Below are 22,074 nucleotides of genomic sequence, written 5' to 3'. Positions count from 1 at the left end.
TGCACCTTGTGGTAAGAAAAAATCAATATATTCACGATAAATTTACCTCATATCTGTGTTTTATATGTGGAAATTGGAATGGAAATTTATGTAGGCAAAGAAAAAAGAATAGCAAATGTGGTGACTCAACACTGGAATGACATAAAAGGATCAGACAGAGATTGGCCAGAAAGGCATGAAATAGACACTGCAGAAATAATGGAGTCATGGCAGCATTGTTTTATCATTGAAGTCAAAGATCAAGGTTATATTTGCGAAAATGCAGGAGAAAAGGCTGTTGAATTCTATGGTTTTGAGAACAAGACGCGTATTGATAATAAGTATGCAATTGATGCACCATTTTTGCGACTATATAAAATAGATGCAGTCATTGATAAACTTGATACTGTAATAGAGAGTAAATGTCCAATCAACGAAGAGGAAGAAAGTGAAAGTGTTAAAATGAGGCAAGTATTGTTGCCACTTGGGAATAAAGAAGGTATAACACATATATTGGGCGTAATTACTTTTAAACTCCTTTAATATACAATTTTAATTTGATTCTTTAATAAAATTATTTATACTACTACTTAATTACTATTAAAGAACTCAATAGTAGTGCTTGTAAATTTGTTTAGAATATGAAGAAAATAAAATTAAAAACCAAATCCTCTGTCAAAAAGCGCTTTCACCTTACAGCTAAGGGTAAAGTCATTTCTACTCAGTCAGGCAAAAGGCATGGCATGGTAAAGAGAAGTAAATCTAATATTCGTAATCAGCGCGGTACAACGATTCTTGGTAAATCTGACTCGCGTATAGTTAAGCTTTATATGCCTTATGGTATTTAATAAAATGGAGGTAAAATAAAATGGCTCGGGTAAAACGTGGAGTCACTACTCACGCTCGTCATAAAAAAATATTGAAACTGGCAAAGGGTTATAGAGGGCGCGCAAAAAGTTGTTATAGAATTGCATTACAAAGAGTTGAAAAAGCACTGCAATATGCTTATAGAGACAGAAGAAATCGTAAACGTGATTTTCGTGGTTTATGGATAATACGTATTAATGCAGCAGTAAGAGAGCATGGGCTTACTTATGGTAGGTTTATGCATGGTCTTACACTTGCCGGCATTGATTTAAATAGAAAGATTCTTGCTGAGATGGCCGTTAATTATAAGGATGATTTTGCCAAATTAGTAGAAGCTGTAAGTGGTAAATTAGCAGAGAATTCTTAAAGCAAAGACACCATGAGAATTATTTTCATGGGGTCACCAGAATTCGCTGTTAGTACGCTAAACTTACTATTGAAATCACAGAATAAAATAGTAGCAGTATACACCAAGGCTCCAAAACCTTCAGGGCGTGGACAGAAGCCAACGAAATCTCCAGTACATGTTATCGCTGAAGAAAGTAACATAGAGGTATGTACTCCTATCTCTCTAAAGTTTTCGGCAGAGCAAGAAAAATTTAGAAATTTCAAACCAGACGTTGCAGTTGTAGCTGCGTATGGATTGATACTTCCAAGAGAAATTTTGAATATTCCAAAATATGGTTGTATTAATATTCATCCTTCATTACTACCAAGGTGGCGTGGTGCAGCCCCGATACAGCACACAATTTTAGCAGGAGATCAAGAAACCGGGGTTAGCATTATGCAACTGGATGAAGGATTAGATTCCGGCCCTATTTTAAAACAGGAAAAATTTCTTATCGAAAAGAACGATAATTACAAGACATTGCATGATAAATTGTCTGAATTAGGCAGTGATTTACTGCTGGAAGTGCTAAACGAAATTGAAAAACAGCTTCTCTTAAAACAGAACGATAACGATGCATGTTACGCTAACAAAGTGGAAGACTATAAAATTTATGCAAGTGATGCCTGTGAAGTTGCTTATAGAAAGGTTAAAGCGTTTTACCCAAAAGCATTCATTAAGATAGAAAATAAACGTATCAGGATACTTGATGCTGACTTTGAAGCTCTCGCTTCAGAACAAGGTAAGATTGTTAACGATAATATGCACATAAGTTTAAAAGGTGGCACTTTAATTCCTAAAGTTGTACAAATGGAAGGGAGAAATCCTTGCAGTATTGAAGATTTTATTCGTGGCTTGAAATCAAGCATGGTAAAAAAATTTATAGAATAGACTGCTTTAAATTAGTGTAGAAATGTAATAGCTAAATTTCCTTTTCTTAGATATAATCTTATAAAATTTTCTGTACAAAAATGAAAATCAAAAGAGCTTTAATATCGGTATATGATAAAACGAATATAATTGATCTTGCATCGTTTTTAATGCAGCAACAAATAGAAATTCTTTCAACAGGAAATACTTATAAAGCACTATCTGATGCCGGAATAAAAACGCAAGAAGTATCAGATTATACGCAATTTCCAGAGATACTGGGTGGTAGAGTAAAAACTTTACACCCTAAAATTCATGGAGGAATACTTTATGATCGAGAAAAGCACAAAAAGGAAGTGCAAGATCTAGAAATTGAGCCAATAGACCTGCTTATAACTAACCTATACCCATTTTGGGAAACAGTAAGTAGCAGCTCAAATGAAGAGCAAATTATAGAACAAATTGATATCGGCGGAGTGGCATTAATTAGAGCTGCAGCAAAAAACTTTCGTTTTACTTCAGTTATTTCTAGCATTCAAGACTATGAAGCACTGAAAGCTGAGATGATAGAAAATAACAATAAAACAACATTGGAATATAGAAAACACTTAGCAACCAAAGCATTTGCTCTCACTGCACACTACGATTCTAATATTCACAGTTGGTTTTTATCCCAGAGTAAAAATAATGAGTTACCAGAGTTTTTTGCTCTATACGGGCATAAAGTACAAGAACTCAGGTATGGTGAAAATCCCCATCAAAAAGCTGCATTTTATAGTAATCAATTTACAGAATATCCGTTGGAAAAACTACATGGAAAAGAGTTGAGTTATAATAATATAGTAGATATAGAATCCGCACTTAACATAACTTCTGAATTCGAAGAACCTGCAGCAGTGATAATCAAGCATAATAACCCATGTGGCGCTGCTATTGGTAATAATGCTTTGGAGGCATATGAAAAAGCTCTATCGTGCGATGAAGTAAGCAGTTTTGGTGGTATAGTTGCCTTAAACCGGGAGATAGATTTAAAGCTAGCGGAAAAATTAAACGAGATATTTTTAGAAGTAGTGATAGCACCATCGGTAAACAATGAGGCACTAAAAATTTTACAAAGAAAGAAAAATTTAAGAGTGATTATTCATAAATCTTTTCAACAAAATGTGAAATACCAAACTAAAAATGTTGTTGGTGGGTTTTTGGTGCAAGAAAATAATGACCACACAATAAAAGCAGAACAAGTAACAGAATGCACTGCAACAGACAAAGAAAAAAAAGATCTTATTTTTGCCTGGAAAATATGTAAGCATGTGAAATCCAACGCAATAGTTATAGCAAAAGATGGTTGTGCTATTGGCATCGGCGCAGGGCAAACAAGCAGAATAGATAGTGTGAACATTGCAGTGAAAAAAGCAGGTGAAAAATGTAAAGGTGCGGTGCTTGCTTCAGATGCATTTTTCCCATTTCCAGATAGCATAGTAGAAAGCACAAAACATGGAATTACAGCTATAATTCAGCCCGGTGGCTCGCTAAAAGATCAAGATGTGATAAAAGCTGCAAATGAAAATAAAATTGCTATGTTTTTCACTGGCGTTCGCAGTTTTTTCCATTAGGCTTTGTGTCTTATCGTCATACCGCCACAAACCGTCATACCGCCGCGATATCTCAGCCGCTAACAAGAGATCCCGCTAACACGTAGCGGGATGACGAGCTTATCGTCACGCCGCCACGAACCGTCATACCGCGATTCATTCGCGGTATCTCAGCCGCTAACAAGAGATCCCGCTAACAAGCAGCGGGATGACAGCAGTCCTACGTCATCCCACCGCGAACCGTCATACCGCCGCGGTATCTCAGCCGCTAACAAGCAGCGGGATGACGGCTGTCGCTTAGCCACAAACGTTAAAAAATTTACCAAATAAAAAAAAAGGCAAAGAAGCCCCGTGGTGCGAGTTTTGACCCTCTAATACTTTAAATTGGCGCTGTAATAATGTGCTAACGCTTAAAATAAGCGCGATTTGGCTGAATGTAGAAAAAATTAAAAAGACATGCAGCCGCTATAATTTTATGTAATCCGCCAATAGATACTCCAAGTTTTTTACTGAATTTTTGTTATTGAACCCGCGCGGATCAAAAACAAGTTTTGAGTCAGAAATACTCTTAATACTACAATAAGGGGGCTGGCGGAGTTTGTCAAGTAAGTTTTTTCGTTTCTGTGACCAGTTGGACTTAAAGTCTACACAAAAAACGTTTACAACCAACGTTCAACATGGTAAATTAAAAACGGTTTATTCCTCGGTAGCTCAGTGGTAGAGCAGTTGGCTGTTAACCAATTGGTCGCTGGTTCGAATCCGGCCCGGGGAGCATTTCTCTGTGAAATTCTAGTGTTGATTTTATATGAACATTAAATCAGTGGTTTTATGTATACTAGATGGCTGGGGAAATGGAATAGAGAATAATAAATACAACGCTATTAGCAACGCAAATCCACCTTGTTGGCAATACATTAGCTCTAATTATCCAAAATGCAGTTTATCCGCCTGTGGAACTGATGTTGGGTTACCTGGTGGTCAGATAGGTAACTCAGAAGTTGGCCACATGAATATTGGCAGTGGTAGAGTAGTAATGCAAAGCCTTCAGCGCATTAATCAAGAGATTGGAACAATAGAAAACAATGTAAATCTACAAAGTTTTATTAATGATCTAAAAAGTAAGAATGGTATATGCCATCTAGTGGGATTGGTGTCAGATGGCGGTGTTCATTCGCATCAAAAGCATATTTCAACTTTAGCAAATAAAATATCACAGCATGGAATCAAAGTGGTGATACATGCATTTTTAGATGGCAGAGACACATTGCCAAATTCAGGAAAAAAATGCATTCAAGAATTTATAAAGAGTATAAAGGGAAATGACATAAGAATTGCTACTGTTTCTGGGCGTTACTATGCTATGGACCGTGATAACAGGTGGGAGAGAACAATTGAAGCTTATGAGGCTATCGCATTTGCAAAGGCACCTCGTCATGATAATGCAGTATCGTTGATTGATGAAAATTATCAAAATAACATAACTGATGAGTTTGTCAGGCCTGCAGTAATAGGTGACTATCAAGGTATAAAACCAGAAGATGGAGTGCTGTTGGCTAACTTTCGTGCTGATCGAATGATACAATTAGCAAGTATTTTGCTAGGCAAAACAGACTATATTGAGGTAGCAAAACTCTCTTCAATTCTAAGCATGATGAAATATAAAGAAGATCTCAAAATTCCTCATATTTTTCCTCCTACTTCTTTCGCTGATACTCTAGGACAAACAATAGCAGACAATAAATTGCAACAATTACGTATCGCCGAAACCGAGAAATACGCTCATGTGACTTTCTTTTTCAATTGTGGAAAAGAAGAACCTTTCTCTGGTGAAGAAAGAATACTCATTCCCTCACCAAAAGTTCAAACTTACGATTTGCAGCCCGAAATGTCAGCCTTCGAGCTCACAGAAAAGCTTGTAGAAAAAATTCACTCCCAAGAATTCGCACTGATAGTTGTAAATTACGCTAATCCTGATATGGTAGGGCATACAGGTAATATAAAAGCAGCCGAGAAAGCTGTGCTAGCTGTAGATGATTGTCTTGCGAAAGTGCTGAGTGCTGTTAAAAAGTCAAGCAACACCGCATTAATTGTCACTGCAGACCACGGTAATGTGGAATGTATGTTCGATGAAGAAAATAATACACCTCACACAGCACACACTCTAAATAAAGTGCCATTTATTGTGTCTTGCGATAATCTAAAACTAAGAGACGGAAGGTTATCTGACATTGCCCCTACTATTTTACAGCTACTTGGAATTAAAAAACCAAACGAAATGACAGGCAGTTCGTTGATTTCTTGCATTACCCTCTGTCATTCCAGCTAGGCAGCGTTATGCACCGGAATGACATCAAATAGATGTGTTTTAACTTAATCCAACTTTTAAATTTTTCGCTGTTAGTACTAATGATTCATTAAAGAAGCTGTCAATATCACCAATACTATCTATATTTTTTGTACTGATAGATTGGTCAATTCTTTTGACCAAATTAGATAAAACTTTATTAGGGCCAATTTCAACAAATTTGTTAATGCCACGGCTTGACATATACAAAACCATTTCTCTCCATTTCACTCTGCTTACAACTTGCTTGGCGAGTAAAGTTTTTATAACTTTGGGATCACTCTCCTCTTTAGCTGTAACATTTGATATCAAAGGAACTATAGGACGGGTTATTTTAATACCCTTCAAAAACTCCAAAACTTTTTCATCAGCAGGTTTCATAAGAGATGAATGAAAAGGCCCACTAACCTGTAATTTAATTAGTTTCCTCACACTCGAGTTTTTGAATAAATCGGGTAACATTTCAAGAGCTTCTCTAGTGCCACTTATAACCACTTGTCCGCCACCGTTATCGTTTGCAATTTCACAAATTCCGTCAATTTGAACTGATTTCAATATATCTTCCACTTCATTTATCTCTGCTCCAAGCAACGCAACCATTCCGCCTTTACATTTCAGTGAAGCTTCATGCATTGCTTCGCTGCGAACTTTCAGCAGCTTGATTGCAGACTCAAGCGTTAACGCTCCTGCAGCACACAGCGCTGTATATTCGCCAACTGAATGCCCACAAACATATTTAACATTGTGATCAGTGAAAAGAGATTTGCCAAACACATGCTCCATAACACGTAGCATTGCAATTGATACTGCCATTATAGCTGGCTGAGCGTTTTCTGTAATGGTTAATTCTTCAATAGGACCGTTGAAGATTAAATGAGACAGCTTTCCATCCAATATGCTATCTACTTCATTAAATACTTGTCTTGCAACAGAAAACTCACTATATAAGCTCCTGCCCATTCCTACAAACTGAGAGCCCTGACCAGGGAAAGCGAAAATCATGATAATTATTACTTATTCCTTATTAAGTATAACATTTTATTTATTTTTTGTCAATATTTTAGAATAATGATTGACTTAGTGAATTAAGTTCACTAGAATGTTAACTGACTAAAAGTTTATAAACAACAATGAATTATCATAAAATTATTATAGTTATGACAGACGGTCAAGAGTTTGAAACTCGTTCCACTTATGGAAAGGAGGGAGATAGGGTAAAACTTGATAGAGATCCTCTTACTCACCCTGCATGGACTGGAAGTTTGACAAGCGGGTTAGCAAGTAAAACTAGCAAATTAGCTAAGTTTAACGATAAATATGGAAGCATTTTCTAATTCTCCTCCTCTTTAAGTTTTAGAGAGTTTACTGAAGCATGCATAAATACAAAAATATAGGCTATGTTGCTTCTCCATCACCAAAATCGCAGGAAGTATCTAAACTATTAAAGAAACTTAATTTTATCAATATAACAGAAGAAAATAAGTCCGAAATCGATCTATTGATAGTTGTTGGCGGTGATGGCTTTATGCTACGCACCTTGCATAATTACGTTATAGAAAATAAAAACATGCATGTGTATGGGGTAAATACCGGCAATGTTGGGTTTTTGATGAATAAATGCTTTAGCCGCAGTGAAGATTTAATTGATCATATAGAACATGCAACTTCAACTCAGTTAACTTTGCTAAAAATGGAAGCAACAGACACAAGTGGCAAGAGGTATCACTACATAGCGGTAAACGAGGTATATGTTTTTAGAAAAGCAAACCAAATAGTAGAAATGAATATCACTATTAATGATAAGCTAAAAGTAGAAAAATTTAGAGGGGACGGAGTAATATTATCTACTCCCACAGGTAGCACTGCATATAACTTCTCTGCCGGTGGCCCAATCTTGCCGCTAAATTCAAATTTACTTGCATTAACCTCTATCAATAGCTATTACCCAAGGCATTGGAATGGAGCGTTAATATCAAACGATACAATCGTACAAATTGACATTAACGACACAAAAAACCGTCCAGCACTTGTAGTATCAGATTACAAAGAATTTCATGATATATCACAGATAAAAATACAAAAAGACCATGAGAACACAATCACTTTGCTTTTTGACAAAGATTACCCTCTGAATGAAAGAATCTTTGATAGACAATTTCTATACTAATAATGTATCTGTTCAGATACATGGCTAATGTACAAATATTGAAACAAAAATTCCAGTGCCCCTGTGATGTCATTCCAGTGCTTGACACTGGAATCCAGCTTTTGATCAAAAATGTTGTATAGTACACAATCAAATTTTCTGGATCCCAGTGTCTGGGCACTGGGATGACACCCATTTGTTCCTATAGTTGTCTTTTCTCGTCTACCTTATTTTGCCACTCTGCTAAACAGATACATTATCTGTAAATTGGTATTTACTACATCTTAATAACTATAGCGTAATCAATGCAGCATAGTAATTAACTTTGGAGTGAATATGCATGGGTCAGTCGAAAAATCAACAGTAAAATTAACTTCTTACGAACAAACAGGTGACAATAGCAAGATAACACTAAAAGATCCACCATCGCCTGAAGAAGCAGGAAATGCTATCTCAAGTGTACTGAATGTAGTACCACGTGTGCAGGGAATGTCACATGAAGAATCAGATGATGAGGAAGTGGATCCTACTTATGCATCTGTAAATCGACAAAAAGATGGTGATGGAGCACCACCGATTTTGCCAAAAGCTCCAGGTTTACAAGACAAAGAAGACAAAAATTTGTTTGGTCTTAGTACTGAAGTACTACCTCCTTCCCTAGAAGAAACAAAAGGTGAGACTCATGATTGGGTATCACAAACAGCAAGTTTAGGTTTAGGAGGATTATCTGGTAATGGATCAGAAGAACATATTTATGCAGCTATAGACCCAAATGCAAAATCTTCGAAAAAGAGTTTAGACAGTGGAATAGGTGGTCAAAACTCAAAAGATGATTTAGGTGCGTCTTCAAATACTTTACCATCGTATAAAAGCAAAGATGACTCTGAAGAGTCTTTGTCACTAAATTCTGATATAGGTAGCACAACAAATAAAAAAACAAACAGATTCTTGCCAAGAGCAAAGTATGCCATGCAGCAGAAGGGTTTTATAATTTTTGGTGCAAGTGCTATTATACTCAGTATATCTGCAGCTTTATTATATTTACAAGATAAAGCAAAATTTATTGCATTTTTTACAAACAGCCCAAAATATATCACTATACCAGTTATCGCACTTGCTGCATTGCTTGCAATTGGTCCAATATTTTTTGCAACAAGGCAATTTATAGATACTGAAGAACATTCCATTCAAAAAAAAGATGCGGATAAAATTTTAGCTGAGGTGTTGGAGCACCAGCCAAAAGATAAAGCTATAAAATCTGTAAGACTGGAATATAGCAATGGCACTCATTCAAATTTTGTACTTAATGCTTGGGAAGCTAAACAAGGCTTCACTAACATTGACGAAAAAGTAATTACTAGAACTAATAAAATAAAATCAGTAATTAACGACAGACCAATATTTACTGCATTATTTACTGGTGTAGTTGCTGCAAATATAGCGTTTCCTCTAGGGCTACTTGCAACACATGGTGTTAATGGTGTACAAAAATTTTACCAAAACCCTTTGACTAATAACATAGGATTATCATTACTTATAGGTTCTGGTATACTTGCATTACTCATTGTGGGTTTTGGCATACATTATTATAGAAAAACAAATTGCACTAATCTTATATATTCGCAGGAAAAGATTGACCCTGAAAGCGTTAACAAGAAATTCATTGAAGAAATAAAACACGAAAGAACAAATGTTCTTGGGGAAAACCACGGTAAAGACGCTAAACGCAGCAGCTTAACGCTTGAGCAAGTTGTGGTTCAATCTCATAATTGTAAGGATGTTGTTTATAGTGTCGGTTAATAAAATGCATGATATAGCTAGTGCAGCCCTACGTCATACCGCCGCAGACCGTCATACCGCGATTCATTCGCGGTATCTCTAGATCCCGCTAACACGTAGCGGGATGACGATTGTCAGGGTAGCACCTCCCTCCCCTGTCATCCAAGTAGCTGACACTGGGATGACAAAAAAAGGAGCACTGGAATGACATCACAGGGGCACTGAAATGACATCCTCCTAGTAGAGATCGCTTTTGTAATTGCAACATTCACGTGTATCCGTTCAGCTAAGCGGTGTAAGAGATGATAGATAAGAGGTTTTGGAAAGGATTGAGACCCCTTTGTTTCCATGTCAAGTATAATGAAATTATCCGTTCAAGGAATGCATTTCCCCGCTTCGATTGGGTAAAATATGAATTTTTGCGATAAACGACATAATGCCGAATTTGCTGTTCAGCATGGTTATTTGTCAGCGGAATATTTTCTGGGTCATCTAAAAATTTCCACATCATTCTTTCAGATTTCAAAATATTCTTTGCAACTCGAGAAGCTCCAATTGCTTCAGGTAAGCGAGATATTTCCTTCAAATAATACCTTGTACGTTTTCGCAATTTTCTTGCACGTCTGGCAAATCTTAAAATGTCTATCTCATTTTTTAGTAAAGCTTTTTTTAGTGCAAATAATTCAGTAGTGACATCTCTTACATAACAGCCAAGAATCTTAACTTCAATGTTCCAGCTATGAGCCAGCCTTTCAAAATCTCTTATTAAATAAGCCCAGCAGATTTGCCTTTTCTTATCATTAAAGTAGTTGTAGGCTGAATATCTATCAGTTACTATCAAACTATTGCGATTGCAAAATGTGCTGTCTTGCAAAACCTTCATTCCTCTTGATTCTGTCAATTTTACAAAACTTGCCGTATTGCTTGCAAACATCCAACACCAGCCAAGTTTTCCTTTGTTATAGTGACTGGTTTCATCGATATGCAAAACCTCACTTCTGCTTATTTCTTGTTCGATTTGCTCATATGTTTTTTCGCATTTTAATGCAACTCTGTGTTCACTATTTGATATGCTGCCAACACTTATGTTCAAATTAAAAATGTCATTTATGATACTAGCCACTTCATGCTTTGAGTTTTTGTAAAATCCGCTGAGTGCTGCAATTATAGACTTAACCCTTGGACCAAATGTATCTGGCGTAACACCTTCTGGTAACTTGCTACTTTTTCTTTTTCTGCATCTCCAACAACGACCATGTTCCAATTACTACATAAGGCCTAATTTCCGGAAGATCAACTTTTTGGTGAACATAAGGTTTTTCGCATATTACAAGCTCTCCTCCGCATTCGCAAATATTAGGCAACTCTATTTTTACTACTTTATCCGCTTCCATTGTAGCATGAAAATTTCCTTTATGCTCAACCTGATCGCCAACATTCCTTTCGCTTTTTGGCTTGTCCTTTTTTGTTTTGTACAATTCTTTAGAGCTCGGTAGAGATGAATTTTTCGAGTTTAAACCAAGCCTTTCCTTTAATTCAGCGTTCTCTATCTTTAAAGCTTTATTTTCTGCTTTTAAGTTTTCTATCTCTGCTTTCAGTTTTTCTATTTTTTGCTGTAAATTTTTGCAAAGTTCTAAAAGGTTTACCACATTACCTCACTTTTGCTCTATGATTATCTTTTTAGATCACTTTGTCTACCTTATTCTACCACTCCGCTGAACGGATACCTTGGGTTAGCTATAGCTAACACCACAATTGTACTAACATTGTGATTTGAGAACAACCTTCACCAGAAAGGGTGTCATTCCAGTATTAAGCACTGGAATGACGAGAGGTAACGCAAGAAGTTTACTCTTAATAAAAACCTGATGATGAATCATTATTACCAAATTTCGGCCTATTTCTGTTGCTGAAACCAGAACGAGGACGAGGAGGCCTCTTATGGTGACTTCCTCCAGGTTTTCTACTAAATGAATTATTGTAATAATTATCCCTGTCATTTGGACCATCTTTCCTTTCCTCGTTGTAAAGCTCACCTTCAAAAAACTCTCCCGTCTCTTGATCAACCCGACGTCTTGACAACTTTGGACACCCACCTTTTTCGAAGTCAATTACTAGTGCTTTGAAAGTATCATCTTGTTTAAGTACGCTCTCTATAGAATCTATATGTTCATTAGCTACTTCACTTATGTGCATTTTTCCTTTTCTGCCATTAAGAAATTCAAGCTCTACAATAGACTTCTCTATTCTTACAACCTTGACATCAACTATAGAACCTTGTTCTAGTTCTGTTATTGAATCAATCATCATACTCTTTGCAATTTCAGCTTCAGTGCCACTCGTAGCAAAAACAGAAACTTTACCATCATCTCCTATTTCAATTTTTGCATTACTTCTTTCACACACACTGCGTATATTTTTCCCCTTAGAACCTATAGCAGCAGAAATTTTGTCTTTATCTATGTAAAATGATAACATCCTTGGTGCATGGTCTTTGACATCATCACTGTGTTCTGAAATCACTGCATTCATTTTTTCTAAAATAAGTAATCTTCCAGCTTTTGCCTGTTCTAAAGATTTTTCAACAATTTCAAAGCTTATACCAGAAATTTTCATGTCCATTTGTAGCGCCGTAACCCCTTCACTAGTTCCTGCTACTTTAAAGTCCATATCACCAAGATAATCTTCATCACCAAGTATATCGGAAAGTATTACATACTCGTCTTTATCTTTGATGAGACCCATAGCAATTCCAGCAACAGGGGCCTTTATTGGCACACCCGTATCCATTAAAGCAAGAGAAGTCCCACAAACTGTTGCCATAGAAGAAGAACCATCAGACTCCAAAATTTCGGACACTACTCTTATTGTATAAGGAAATTCAGACTTATCGGGTAAAACAGGATGAATTGCTTTCCAAGCAAGTTTGCCATGACCGATTTCTCTTCTTCCTGGTGCACGCGCAGCAGAAGTTTCTCCAACAGCAAATGAGGGAAAGTTATAATGCAACATGAAATGCTCACGTCTATCCCCTTCAATATCATCCACAATTTGCTCATCTTGAGTGGTGCCAAGAGCAGTAACAACCAGTGCCTGAGTATTGCCTCTTGTAAATAGTGCAGAACCGTGAGTTTTGGACAGAATATCAACTTCAACTTCTATCTGACGTATCTCATCATGCTTACGACCGTCTATCCTTACACTTTTCTTCCTAATTATTTCACGTACTAAAGATCTTTCAAAATTTTTTACTGCATACGTAATTAACTTTTCGTCTTTTCCAGTTTCTTTAAGAGTATTCAATATATTCTCTCTGATCGCTTCTAGAGCTTGAACTCGCTCTTGTTTTACTGTTTGCGAATATGCTTTTTCAAAATCTTTACCGTATTTTTCGAGCTCTTGTGTTATATCTGATGCATCAATAGGGGCAAAGCTCTCAGGTTTATTGCCAATTGTATCAGCAAACTCTTTTATGAGCTTAATGACAGGCTTAAGGTGTTCATGGCCAAATTTTATTGCATTAAAAACATTTTCTTCAGAGAGCTCTTTCACTTCTGATTCAACCATTAAAATTGAATTTTCATCACCAGACAAAAACAGATCCAAGCTGCTTGCTTTCATCTCTTGAACAGAAGGGTTGAGTATATAGTTATTATTTTCATCACAACCAACCATCACTCCAGCTATAGTAAAGTGAAAGGGAACACCAGAAATTGCAAGAGCTGCAACAGCACCAATCAATGCTGGCACTTCAGGAGGATTGACTGTATCATAAGTTAATAGATTGCACACCACACTAATTTCATCATGAAATCCTTCTGGGAATAGTGGTCTTATACTTCTATCTATTACTCTTGAGATTAAAGTTTCTCTATCAGATGGCTTGCCTTCTCTTTTAAAAAACCCGCCAGGGATCTTACCCATGGCATAGCTTTTTGCGATAAACTGCACATTTAAAGGTAGGAAATCAACGCTTTCTTCCTTCTTTTTACGTACAACAGTTACTAAAACAGAAGTATCACCGTAATTTACAACTACTGAACCATGAGCTTGGCGTGCTATTTTTCCTGTTTCTAAAGATAAGGCACGACCACCCCACTCTATAGATTTTTTTATAATTTTAAACATATTAAATTCCTCGATTATTTTCTAATGCCTAACTTCTCTATTAATTCCTGATAGGCTTCATTACCAAATTTACGCTTTATATAATTTAAGTGCTTGCGTCTTCTACCTATCAATATAAGTAAACCACGCTTAGAGTGATGGTCATGCTTGTGCACTTTAAAATGCTCAGTTAAGTTACTGATCCTCTCGGTCAAAATTGCACATTGTACAAAAGATGAGCCTGTATCATCTTCTTTAATTGCATATATATTTATCAAACTCTTTTTCTTTTCGGATGTTATCGACATCTAAACCTCATTTTAAATATTAAAAACACGAATAGGTTTCACACAACCATAAATAAAACTGCAGATTGCAATAGGTACACTACCCACCACCGTACAACAAATATCATGATTCTTTAAATTACGCAAGTTATTTAATACAACTTCCTGACCTTTTCTGATTTTCCCCGCATCTTCTAGGGAAATTTCAACTTTGAACATCGATTTTAAAGCCGATTCAATGGGGATGACGAAACTTTTTGTATTACTCCCTGTCACTCCATCATCTTCTGTCATCCCACCCCCCTCTGTCATCCAAGTAGCTGACACTGGGATGACGAGAAAGGAGCACTGGAATGACATCATAGGGGCGCTACCATCATAAAGGAACCAGTGTCAGCTACTTGAATGACATCATAGGGGCGCTGGGATGACACCCTGACAATCGTCATCCCGCTGCTTGTTAGCGGGATCTATGCTAAAGGAGATACTTGGATAACAAGAAATATAGGTACTGGAATTGTAAAGAGTTTGCAAATATTAGTTATTACCTGTAGGATATAAAGAAATTAGTAAGGATTTTAATAGGAATAATATGCCATCTGTTACTTTTATTTTACCTGATGGGAGTAAGAAAAGCTATGAAGCTGCAGAGGGAGAAACTCTGCTCAATTTAGCCCACAGAAGTGATCCAGATCTGCTTGAAGGTGCATGTGAAGGTTCTCTTGCTTGCTCTACATGCCATGTAATTGTTGATCCAAAGTTTTATAATGCTGTAGAAATACATAACCCTATATCTGATGAGGAAAATGATATGTTAGACCTAGCTTTCGGCTTAACAGAGACGTCGAGGCTTGGATGCCAAATAAAAATCACAAAAGATATCGACGGCTTGTGTGTAACCATACCAAGGGGTACAAGAAACATATCATTAGATAAATAGGGGAATCATGCGTAAGATTTTTATCTATATTATCATCTCTTTACTTTTGTTTATTCCTGTAGCGTATAGTGGTTTTTGGTATTTTTCTGCATGTAAGGTAAAAAATCTTTTAGCTGAAACAATACTATACATTAACGACGAAAAATTTGATATTTCACATGATTTTAGTGGATTTCCTTCTAACCTAATTTTCCGTGTGACAAACCCAAAATTTTCCAATGAGCAATTAACCATCTCATCTGATGCTTTATTGATAAAAAATAGATTGTTTGATAAATCAGTATATATCTACATACCAAGCAATGAAGTCAACATTGCTGTTCATGATGATGAGAAAAAGAATATAAAATGCCACACAAACGATAGCAGCCACTTTGTTGTTAGACTAAACGATTTACCATCTTCATTGCGATTCAACAAAAATAGTACCGTGATAGACTATATAGATACACTTCGTTACGAAGATTATGGATTAAAATGTGATGTTTTAGAAAATCAGCAAAGTGTTATAACTGAAGTGAATGATAAAAGCAATTACATTCAATTTCACCTCGATAAAGAACCAAGTGGAAATACTAAACTAGGATTTGATTTTTATACTTATCGGTATAAAAATACTGCAAGTCCTGAAAGTTACCTTAGTATCGACACTAAATTTGATTACGAATTTGTAAACCACATCTCAGCTTCCAGAATTAATTTCAACATAGAGAAATTTTTAATTCAAAGTAATAATTTTTCTCTTGCTGCAGATGGTGGAGTGCGAAATTATAATTTGGTTACGTCTTCATTTAAAGACAAAATCAACGTGGCTATATCAAATTATAAAGAATTAATCTCGTTTATGATTGGTGACTCAAAAACTTCAGATGCGTTTGAAAAATTAATGTCTTCCTTATCAGAAAAAACAACTGATGATGGCATTCAATTTTCAATAAAGTACGATGATGATGTAGGGTCAAGCTTTATTGGAAAGTTATCCACCACTGATTTTATGAACCAGCTCAGTAAAATAACCCAATTAACCAAGGATGAGAGCAGTAGTTAGTTTACTTTTCATATTGATATTCCACTCAGGCGTAAACGCTTTTACTCTGGATAATAAACTCAGAGATAAAAGCATGGAAAAACGAGCAACCAGTTTATTTGAAATAATAAGGTGTCCAATATGTTCTGGCGAATCATTGTCTGAATCTGGATCTCAGATCGCGTATGATATGCGAGAAGCAATTCGTAAAAAAATCAATGATGGATACACAGATGAAGAGATAATCTCAGAGTTAAAAAATTCTTACGGCAATTCAATTATAATCGTACCGCCTATAAAATCTAGCACTTACATTTTGTGGTTTATTCCACTTACAACTCTGCTTATTGGGTGTTTTTTAATACAAAGATACATCAATACAACCACTTAAACCTTTTATATATAGCTAAAGTGACTTAGGTTCTCTAATTGCACATAAGTCAACAATAATTTTCACACAAATCAAAACAGCATATCTTCTCCATAATCCTTGGTAATTTTACATAAGTTAAAAGTAGCATATGGTTCTCTCCGCGGTCTGAGATGACAATAAATTTGTCAAGCCGCATTATACTTGTTAGGCGGAAGTGGACGGCAACATGTTTATACCAATTCTCATTACTAGTGAATCAAATAAGCGGCATTGCAGAGTTTTTTAATTGTGGAGTGAGAAAGAGAGGTAATAAATTTGCACAAAGCGCTCTCAAGCAAAGCAATTGTGTCGTAGATTTTGTTACGCAAAATGTTCTGTTTTATATATAACCAAAACCTCTCAACAGGATTGAGGTCAGGTGAGTATGGTGGTAGGTATATAATGTCGATATTTTTAGGTACTTTTAAATTTTTTGACTTATGCCAACTAGCACAATCCATGATAAGAAATGCCTCCCTTGTTCCTAAATATTGTGACATCTGCTCAAGGAATATATTCATACAATCAGTATTGACGTTTGAGCTAGAACTTTCTCCATTTCTGGGATTAACTGCACTATAGAGATAAAAATTTTGCCTACCTAGTTTTACCTTAACCTGTGTCCTAATGCCTTTTTTAAACCACCCGTGTCCAATCTTTGAATGTGTGCCAAACCGCGATTCATCGAAGAAAAATAGCTCTTTTTCAGGATACATGACAATAGTTTCATTAAGATTTTTTTTTAAATTCCTCTTGTTTACTTTTATCTTGTCCGTTATGCACTGGTCTTGGTGTGATATATGAGAATTTCATTCTTTGCATATTACGGTGTACTGTAGATTTGCTGATATTCAAACCAAACTTTTCTTGAATTCTTATTTTCATTTCTTTTATAGTAATATTGGGGTTTTCCTCTATCCACACCTCAACTTGTTCACGTTGACTTTGATTCAATATAGTTTTTCTACGGCGTTGAGGCGGAGCAAATAATTTTTCTTCTCTGCCAAATTTTAGGTCATGCAGTAAGTGCCTTTCTTGAAATGCAGCATATCTTTGCTACGGCTGTTATACTGTGCTTTTTTGCTGCAATTACAGCATTTAGTTTTTTTGCAACATATGCGTTATTTCTTACTTTCTTCAGCATTTCTTTTGCTGATTCCACCACTTTTTCATCCAATAATTTTGATCTTAATGCCATTTAAACCTCGCTACTTTACTTACTTCAGTATGGCTTTTTTTCTATTATTGTCTATCCGTTACTTGTGTAGCAGGAATTGGTATTACCACGAAGTCTAACTAAGTTCTTGCTTGTCCCTTCCATCGGCATTGCTATCTTTATTTTCAATAAAATTATTGTCCTATGCTCTTTTGATGTTTATTGATAATAAAATTCTGTTTTATCAACCAACATCCTATGCATAATTACAGCTAATTTTCTTGCTACTGCTACAATTGCTTTTTTCATTCCTTTTTTCTTCGCAACCCCAGTTTTTTAATTTAAATGTCCTCTTGGTAACTGTAAGCATTGTTTGTGCAGCTTCATATAACATACTTCTACATTCCGCTGGTCCCATCTTTGATATGCTGCCATGCCGATCAACTTCTCCAGAAGAATATTGCCTTGGTGTCAACCCTATATACCCCAGTTGCGGATTAGCCAACGAAGTAAAGCTTAGAAATGCAGCGGCTGTATGGAATATGAAACAAGCGTAGAAAAAATGTGTACCAAAAAATTTATCGGTGATCTATGGCGAGTATGCTCAATCTCAAATTTGTTTTTCAGAGAGCCAAAAACTGTCTCAATAATCGATCTTTTTCTTAACAAAATCTTCTCATTTAGCGCCATTAATGAGTTTTTCATACCCTTTTTTATACTGGTTACAAGCTTTAACCCTCTATCGAATAATTCGTGAAAAAGATCTTTTTTGATATATCCTTTATCTCCAAACAATAATCCAGTCAATTTCTTAGTTAAATTTGGCACAGGTATCAACGTTGCCTTTTATCACCGTAACCCCTTGAATTTCGCCAGTTTCATTGATTACTAGATGTACCGAAAAACCACCCATAAGTAGTCTTTCCAATCTTTGCCAACCCTTTGAAAACTTTGTTTCTCGAGGTCCTTTTTGGATGGCAAACAGCGATAGATGTTGCATCTATGTACGAAATCCCTGTCACTTTTGACTGTTCGCAAAACCATTGCATTAAGAGCGCTAAATACCATAAAATCCGCGATTTTAACCTGATAAACCTACTATAGGATGGCAATTTTGGAAACGCTGATTCGTATAATAATTTCAAATAATGCACATAGAAAATTTTAAAATTGTCGCACTTGATATAGCAATATTATGGTAAAAATCTCTGAATGCGTAATCTCTGGCGTCCTGGTTGGTTTTTTGCCACTTGGTAGAAGTTTTTCTGCAAAATTTTCATCGACTGTATTGCAAAAATCATCGACTATACAAAAGATTTCTGTTACTTTCTCTTTCATTGGTAACCTCCTATTTTAGGAATGAATATCAAATACCTCGGAGTTTACCCTATTTCCTTACCCTTTCTATTTTTTCTAATTTACAACTGGGGTTAGCAGTGCTGTGAGAATGGTTGAAAGCGCAAAAGAAAACCTCTCGGAAGTTAAAAATATACTGGTCGATGCAGGTTATACAGGAGAAAATTTTGCAACTAAAATAAAAACGATTATTGGAGCAACTGTAGAAGTAATAAAACGAAGTGAATTACATTCCTTTGCTGTATTGCCACAAAGATGGGTTGTAGAGCGATCTTTCGCTTGGTTAGAAAAATGCAGACGATTGTGGAAAAATTGCGAGCGAAAACTTAACACTAGCCTACAAATGGTCGTTCTTTCCTTCATTTCTCTTCTATTGAGAAGATTTTAAACAGGTTCTAAATCTTTATTTTAAAAATGTCATATTGACCACCGGTACCTGAAAATACTATTCCAATTGATCAGAGCTATCCATTTCCTTAATTTTTGTAACGTTGTCATAGGAGTACTATAACTTTAGTATCAACTATGTTTTATTGTTTTTGCATCTAAAAAAATTTAGCTTATTCAAGCAGCATTTTGCCTTTTTTTGGATGTAGGGATTTTTTAGGAATTGTCTTCTTGAATTCTATGGTATTTTGTTTAACATTGAAACAAGATTCCAGTGTCAGCTACTTGCATGACATTGTTGGTTAATGTTTTATGGCTTTACGATAGCTATACAACTTATCTTAAAAGCAATATAGTGTTTACTATACAATGAATCAAAGATAGTAAGTAAAGTCTATGGAATTTCAAATCGCTACACATTTTCAACCGGCTGGGGATCAACCACAGGCAATCGATAGCTTAATTGCAGGGCTAAATAGCAATAAAAGAGATCAGGTTTTGCTTGGAGTTACTGGTTCTGGGAAAACTTTTACTATGGCAAATGTTATTGCAAGGACAAACAGGCCTGCATTAATTATGGCACACAATAAAACTTTAGCAGCACAGCTTTATGAGGAAATGAAAGGATTGTTTCCCCATAATGCTGTTGAATACTTCATTTCTTATTATGATTATTATCAACCTGAAGCCTATTTACCACAAACTGATACTTATATCGAAAAAGATTCTGCAATTAACGAAAGAATTGAGATGCTGCGTTATTCCACCGTCTGCTCCCTTTTGGAGCGCAGGGATACGATCGTAGTTGCCAGTGTTTCCTGCATATACGGTCTTGGTTCGCCTGAGAGCTACCGCAGCATGATCATACCGCTTAGTGTTGGAAATAAAATTCGTATTAATGATTTCCTGAGCAACTTAACTGATCTTCAATACAAGCGCTCTGATGCCAGGTTTGAGAGAGGATATTTCAGAGTGCGCGGCGATATTATTGATATATTTCCTTCCCATTATGAAAATAAAGCTTGGCGTTTATCGTTATTTGGCGATGAAATAGAAGAAATTTCTGAAGTTGATGCTATAACGGGCAATGTTACCAAAGGCGTAAATAAAATCACCATTTTTCCAAATAGCTATTACATAACCCCGCGTGAGGCTTTGTTGCAGGCAATTGAACTAGTCAAAAAAGAGCTGCATGAACGCTTGGATTATTACTACTCGCAAAATAAGATTGTTGAAGCAAAGCGCCTCGAGCAACGCACTAATTTTGATATCGAAATGATGAGAACAACAGGAATATGTAAAGGTATTGAAAATTATTCGCGTTATCTCTATGGAATGGAAGCTGGGGATCCACCGCCTACTTTGTTTGAATATTTACCCAAAGACGTAATTTTATTTGTTGATGAGAGTCATGTCACCGTTCCTCAGGTTGGTGCGATGTACAGTGGTAATGAGGCGCGTAAAAAGAAATTGATTGACTATGGCTTCAGGCTCCCTTCCGCTTTTGATAATCGTCCATTAAAATTTGAAGAGTGGGAGGGAGTTAGGCCGCAGACTGTTTACATTTCAGCCACTCCAGGAAAGTATGAGTTGGCAAAGACCAATAATGTATTTATAGAGCAAGTTATCCGTCCAACAGGGCTTACAGACCCAATCTGCATTGTAAAACCAATAGAGAGTCAAATTGATGATGTAATTCATGAGGCACAAGTGACAATAGGGAAGGGATTTTGTGTTTTAATCACTACATTGACGAAAAAGATGGCTGAAAATTTAGCTGAATATATGAGTGAATTGAATATGAGAGTGAGTTATTTGCATTCTGATATTGCTGCGCTGGAGAGAATAGAAATTATATACAAATTGAGATCTAAAGAAATCGATGTTTTAGTAGGTGTTAACTTGCTGAGGGAAGGTCTTGATATTCCAGAGTGTGGGTTGGTTGCAATTTTGGATGCTGATAAAGAAGGATTTTTGCGATCGGAAACTTCATTAATTCAAACGATTGGTCGTGCTGCACGTAATGCTGAAGGTAGAGTAATTTTGTATGCAGATAAAATCACTGGTTCTTTAGATCGTGCATTGAGAGAGACCGAAAGAAGAAGAAAAAAACAAGAAGAACATAATATATTGCACAATATTATCCCGAAGACTATAATAAAACCTATATCAAACACCTTACAGGAGAGGGCAATAGCAGAACCGAAAGTAAATACTAATAAGGATGATTTGAGAAAGCAAATGATAGAGCATGCTAAAAATTTGGAGTTTGAAGAAGCAGCAAGAATAAAAAAATTATTGTAAGGTTAAGTAATATATGATGCTATGGGCATAGCATGAAAGTGTAAATAATTTTATTGATATCTTTATATTAATACTTTTTAAACATTTAGTACCATGCAATACTTACAATGGATGAGAAAAATTAACACCAGTG

At 35.9% G+C, this 22,074-nt stretch carries 18 protein-coding genes, 1 tRNA gene and 4 pseudogenes; 15 read left to right on the top strand and 8 right to left on the bottom strand.

From position 1 onward, the window contains the following. The first annotated feature begins 78 nt into the window (after positions 1-78). From ABWU29_RS01770 to gpmI, 7 genes are all read left to right on the top strand, one after another. Complete coding sequence (locus ABWU29_RS01770; RefSeq protein WP_015589252.1) at positions 79-522, top strand: PAS domain-containing protein; 444 nt, start codon at positions 79-81, stop codon at positions 520-522. Positions 523-620: 98 nt separating this feature from the next. Next, positions 621-827, top strand: a complete 207-nt coding sequence (rpmI, locus tag ABWU29_RS01765) for a 50S ribosomal protein L35 (protein WP_015589253.1) — start codon at positions 621-623, stop codon at positions 825-827. 20 nt (positions 828-847) lie between these two features. Then, positions 848-1,213 carry a 50S ribosomal protein L20 gene (rplT, locus tag ABWU29_RS01760; protein WP_015589254.1) on the top strand — a complete coding sequence of 122 codons (366 nt, stop codon included), beginning with the start codon at positions 848-850 and terminating at the stop codon, positions 1,211-1,213. A gap of 12 nt (positions 1,214-1,225) precedes the next feature. Continuing rightward, the gene (gene fmt / locus ABWU29_RS01755) at positions 1,226-2,125 is read left to right on the top strand and encodes a methionyl-tRNA formyltransferase (protein ID WP_015589255.1); all 900 of its coding nucleotides are present in this window, start codon (positions 1,226-1,228) and stop codon (positions 2,123-2,125) included. Positions 2,126-2,205: 80 nt separating this feature from the next. After that, on the top strand, positions 2,206-3,717 hold the full coding sequence (gene purH / locus ABWU29_RS01750) for a bifunctional phosphoribosylaminoimidazolecarboxamide formyltransferase/IMP cyclohydrolase (RefSeq protein ID WP_015589256.1): 1,512 nt from the start codon (positions 2,206-2,208) through the stop codon (positions 3,715-3,717). A 679-nt stretch (positions 3,718-4,396) separates the two neighbouring features. Beyond that, positions 4,397-4,468, top strand: a tRNA-Asn gene (locus ABWU29_RS01745). Between the two features lie 33 nt (positions 4,469-4,501). Continuing rightward, positions 4,502-6,022 (top strand): 2,3-bisphosphoglycerate-independent phosphoglycerate mutase, encoded by a 1,521-nt coding sequence (gene gpmI / locus ABWU29_RS01740; protein WP_015589257.1) that lies wholly within the window; start codon positions 4,502-4,504, stop codon positions 6,020-6,022. 39 nt (positions 6,023-6,061) lie between these two features. On the opposite strand, the gene fabD is transcribed toward gpmI, so the two are convergent. Continuing rightward, positions 6,062-7,042 (bottom strand): ACP S-malonyltransferase, encoded by a 981-nt coding sequence (fabD, locus tag ABWU29_RS01735; protein WP_015589258.1) that lies wholly within the window; start codon positions 7,040-7,042, stop codon positions 6,062-6,064. Between the two features lie 128 nt (positions 7,043-7,170). Between fabD and rpmE the strand changes: the two genes are divergently transcribed. From rpmE to ABWU29_RS01715, 3 genes are all read left to right on the top strand, one after another. Next, complete coding sequence (gene rpmE / locus ABWU29_RS01730) at positions 7,171-7,374, top strand: 50S ribosomal protein L31 (protein ID WP_007548602.1); 204 nt, start codon at positions 7,171-7,173, stop codon at positions 7,372-7,374. A 38-nt stretch (positions 7,375-7,412) separates the two neighbouring features. Further along, the gene (locus ABWU29_RS01725) at positions 7,413-8,207 is read left to right on the top strand and encodes an NAD kinase (RefSeq protein WP_141457245.1); all 795 of its coding nucleotides are present in this window, start codon (positions 7,413-7,415) and stop codon (positions 8,205-8,207) included. A gap of 315 nt (positions 8,208-8,522) precedes the next feature. Then, complete coding sequence (locus tag ABWU29_RS01715) at positions 8,523-9,986, top strand: hypothetical protein (RefSeq protein ID WP_015589260.1); 1,464 nt, start codon at positions 8,523-8,525, stop codon at positions 9,984-9,986. A gap of 265 nt (positions 9,987-10,251) precedes the next feature. Here ABWU29_RS01715 and tnpC read toward each other — a convergent pair. The 4 genes and pseudogenes from tnpC to ABWU29_RS01695 all read right to left on the bottom strand — a co-directional run bounded on the left by tnpC (position 10,252) and on the right by ABWU29_RS01695 (position 14,722). After that, positions 10,252-11,614 (bottom strand): annotated as a pseudogene (gene tnpC / locus ABWU29_RS01710) (IS66 family transposase). Between the two features lie 205 nt (positions 11,615-11,819). Next, positions 11,820-14,093, bottom strand: coding sequence for a polyribonucleotide nucleotidyltransferase (gene pnp, locus ABWU29_RS01705; protein WP_141457247.1), 2,274 nt, complete (start codon positions 14,091-14,093; stop codon positions 11,820-11,822). Positions 14,094-14,107: 14 nt separating this feature from the next. Next, positions 14,108-14,380, bottom strand: coding sequence for a 30S ribosomal protein S15 (gene rpsO / locus ABWU29_RS01700; RefSeq protein ID WP_006279944.1), 273 nt, complete (start codon positions 14,378-14,380; stop codon positions 14,108-14,110). Positions 14,381-14,392: 12 nt separating this feature from the next. Beyond that, on the bottom strand, positions 14,393-14,722 hold the full coding sequence (locus ABWU29_RS01695; protein WP_227738555.1) for a hypothetical protein: 330 nt from the start codon (positions 14,720-14,722) through the stop codon (positions 14,393-14,395). Positions 14,723-14,951: 229 nt separating this feature from the next. On the opposite strand from ABWU29_RS01695, the gene ABWU29_RS01690 reads away from it, so the two are divergent. The 3 genes from ABWU29_RS01690 to ABWU29_RS01680 are packed head-to-tail and all read left to right on the top strand — an operon-like array spanning position 14,952 to position 16,717. Beyond that, positions 14,952-15,299, top strand: coding sequence for a ferredoxin family 2Fe-2S iron-sulfur cluster binding protein (locus ABWU29_RS01690; RefSeq protein WP_012673282.1), 348 nt, complete (start codon positions 14,952-14,954; stop codon positions 15,297-15,299). 7 nt (positions 15,300-15,306) lie between these two features. Further along, positions 15,307-16,347, top strand: a complete 1,041-nt coding sequence (locus ABWU29_RS01685; protein ID WP_015589262.1) for a hypothetical protein — start codon at positions 15,307-15,309, stop codon at positions 16,345-16,347. Next, entirely contained in the window at positions 16,331-16,717 is a 387-nt protein-coding gene (locus ABWU29_RS01680) for a cytochrome c-type biogenesis protein CcmH (RefSeq protein ID WP_015589263.1), read from the top strand. The genes ABWU29_RS01685 and ABWU29_RS01680 overlap by 17 nt, the downstream gene beginning before the upstream one ends. Before the next feature lie 230 nt (positions 16,718-16,947). Here ABWU29_RS01680 and ABWU29_RS01675 read toward each other — a convergent pair. From ABWU29_RS01675 to ABWU29_RS01665, 3 genes and pseudogenes are all read right to left on the bottom strand, one after another. Beyond that, a pseudogene (locus ABWU29_RS01675) lies at positions 16,948-17,936 on the bottom strand (IS630 family transposase). A 214-nt stretch (positions 17,937-18,150) separates the two neighbouring features. Next, the gene (locus tag ABWU29_RS01670; protein ID WP_182309100.1) at positions 18,151-18,399 is read right to left on the bottom strand and encodes a transposase; all 249 of its coding nucleotides are present in this window, start codon (positions 18,397-18,399) and stop codon (positions 18,151-18,153) included. Between the two features lie 11 nt (positions 18,400-18,410). Continuing rightward, positions 18,411-19,232, bottom strand: a pseudogene (locus ABWU29_RS01665) (IS982 family transposase). A gap of 85 nt (positions 19,233-19,317) precedes the next feature. Here ABWU29_RS01665 and ABWU29_RS01660 point away from each other — a divergent pair. Both ABWU29_RS01660 and uvrB read left to right on the top strand, forming a co-directional pair. Continuing rightward, positions 19,318-19,638, top strand: a pseudogene (locus ABWU29_RS01660) (transposase); the annotation flags it as partial. Positions 19,639-20,033: 395 nt separating this feature from the next. Continuing rightward, positions 20,034-21,941 (top strand): excinuclease ABC subunit UvrB, encoded by a 1,908-nt coding sequence (gene uvrB / locus ABWU29_RS01655; RefSeq protein WP_141457217.1) that lies wholly within the window; start codon positions 20,034-20,036, stop codon positions 21,939-21,941. Positions 21,942-22,074 lie beyond the last annotated feature (133 nt).

The sequence above is a fragment of the Wolbachia endosymbiont (group A) of Phasia obesa genome (assembly GCF_964028125.1).
In the GTDB taxonomy this organism is placed as follows: Bacteria; Pseudomonadota; Alphaproteobacteria; order Rickettsiales; family Anaplasmataceae; genus Wolbachia; species Wolbachia pipientis.
The sequence above is the reverse complement of the archived record's forward strand: the minus strand, read 5'-3'. Positions and strand labels throughout refer to the sequence as shown.

What these genes read in the sequence shown, in the direction of transcription:
- ABWU29_RS01770 (WP_015589252.1), top strand. Translation starts at nt 79, where the DNA reads ATGGAAATTTATGTAGGCAAAGAAAAAAGAATAGCAAATGTGGTGACT.
- rpmI (WP_015589253.1), top strand. Translation starts at nt 621, where the DNA reads ATGAAGAAAATAAAATTAAAAACCAAATCCTCTGTCAAAAAGCGCTTT.
- rplT (WP_015589254.1), top strand. Translation starts at nt 848, where the DNA reads ATGGCTCGGGTAAAACGTGGAGTCACTACTCACGCTCGTCATAAAAAA.
- fmt (WP_015589255.1), top strand. Translation starts at nt 1,226, where the DNA reads ATGAGAATTATTTTCATGGGGTCACCAGAATTCGCTGTTAGTACGCTA.
- purH (WP_015589256.1), top strand. Translation starts at nt 2,206, where the DNA reads ATGAAAATCAAAAGAGCTTTAATATCGGTATATGATAAAACGAATATA.
- gpmI (WP_015589257.1), top strand. Translation starts at nt 4,502, where the DNA reads ATGAACATTAAATCAGTGGTTTTATGTATACTAGATGGCTGGGGAAAT.
- fabD (WP_015589258.1), bottom strand. Translation starts at nt 7,042, where the DNA reads ATGATTTTCGCTTTCCCTGGTCAGGGCTCTCAGTTTGTAGGAATGGGC.
- rpmE (WP_007548602.1), top strand. Translation starts at nt 7,171, where the DNA reads ATGAATTATCATAAAATTATTATAGTTATGACAGACGGTCAAGAGTTT.
- ABWU29_RS01725 (WP_141457245.1), top strand. Translation starts at nt 7,413, where the DNA reads ATGCATAAATACAAAAATATAGGCTATGTTGCTTCTCCATCACCAAAA.
- ABWU29_RS01715 (WP_015589260.1), top strand. Translation starts at nt 8,523, where the DNA reads ATGCATGGGTCAGTCGAAAAATCAACAGTAAAATTAACTTCTTACGAA.
- pnp (WP_141457247.1), bottom strand. Translation starts at nt 14,093, where the DNA reads ATGTTTAAAATTATAAAAAAATCTATAGAGTGGGGTGGTCGTGCCTTA.
- rpsO (WP_006279944.1), bottom strand. Translation starts at nt 14,380, where the DNA reads ATGTCGATAACATCCGAAAAGAAAAAGAGTTTGATAAATATATATGCA.
- ABWU29_RS01695 (WP_227738555.1), bottom strand. Translation starts at nt 14,722, where the DNA reads ATGATGTCATTCCAGTGCTCCTTTCTCGTCATCCCAGTGTCAGCTACT.
- ABWU29_RS01690 (WP_012673282.1), top strand. Translation starts at nt 14,952, where the DNA reads ATGCCATCTGTTACTTTTATTTTACCTGATGGGAGTAAGAAAAGCTAT.
- ABWU29_RS01685 (WP_015589262.1), top strand. Translation starts at nt 15,307, where the DNA reads ATGCGTAAGATTTTTATCTATATTATCATCTCTTTACTTTTGTTTATT.
- ABWU29_RS01680 (WP_015589263.1), top strand. Translation starts at nt 16,331, where the DNA reads ATGAGAGCAGTAGTTAGTTTACTTTTCATATTGATATTCCACTCAGGC.
- uvrB (WP_141457217.1), top strand. Translation starts at nt 20,034, where the DNA reads ATGGAATTTCAAATCGCTACACATTTTCAACCGGCTGGGGATCAACCA.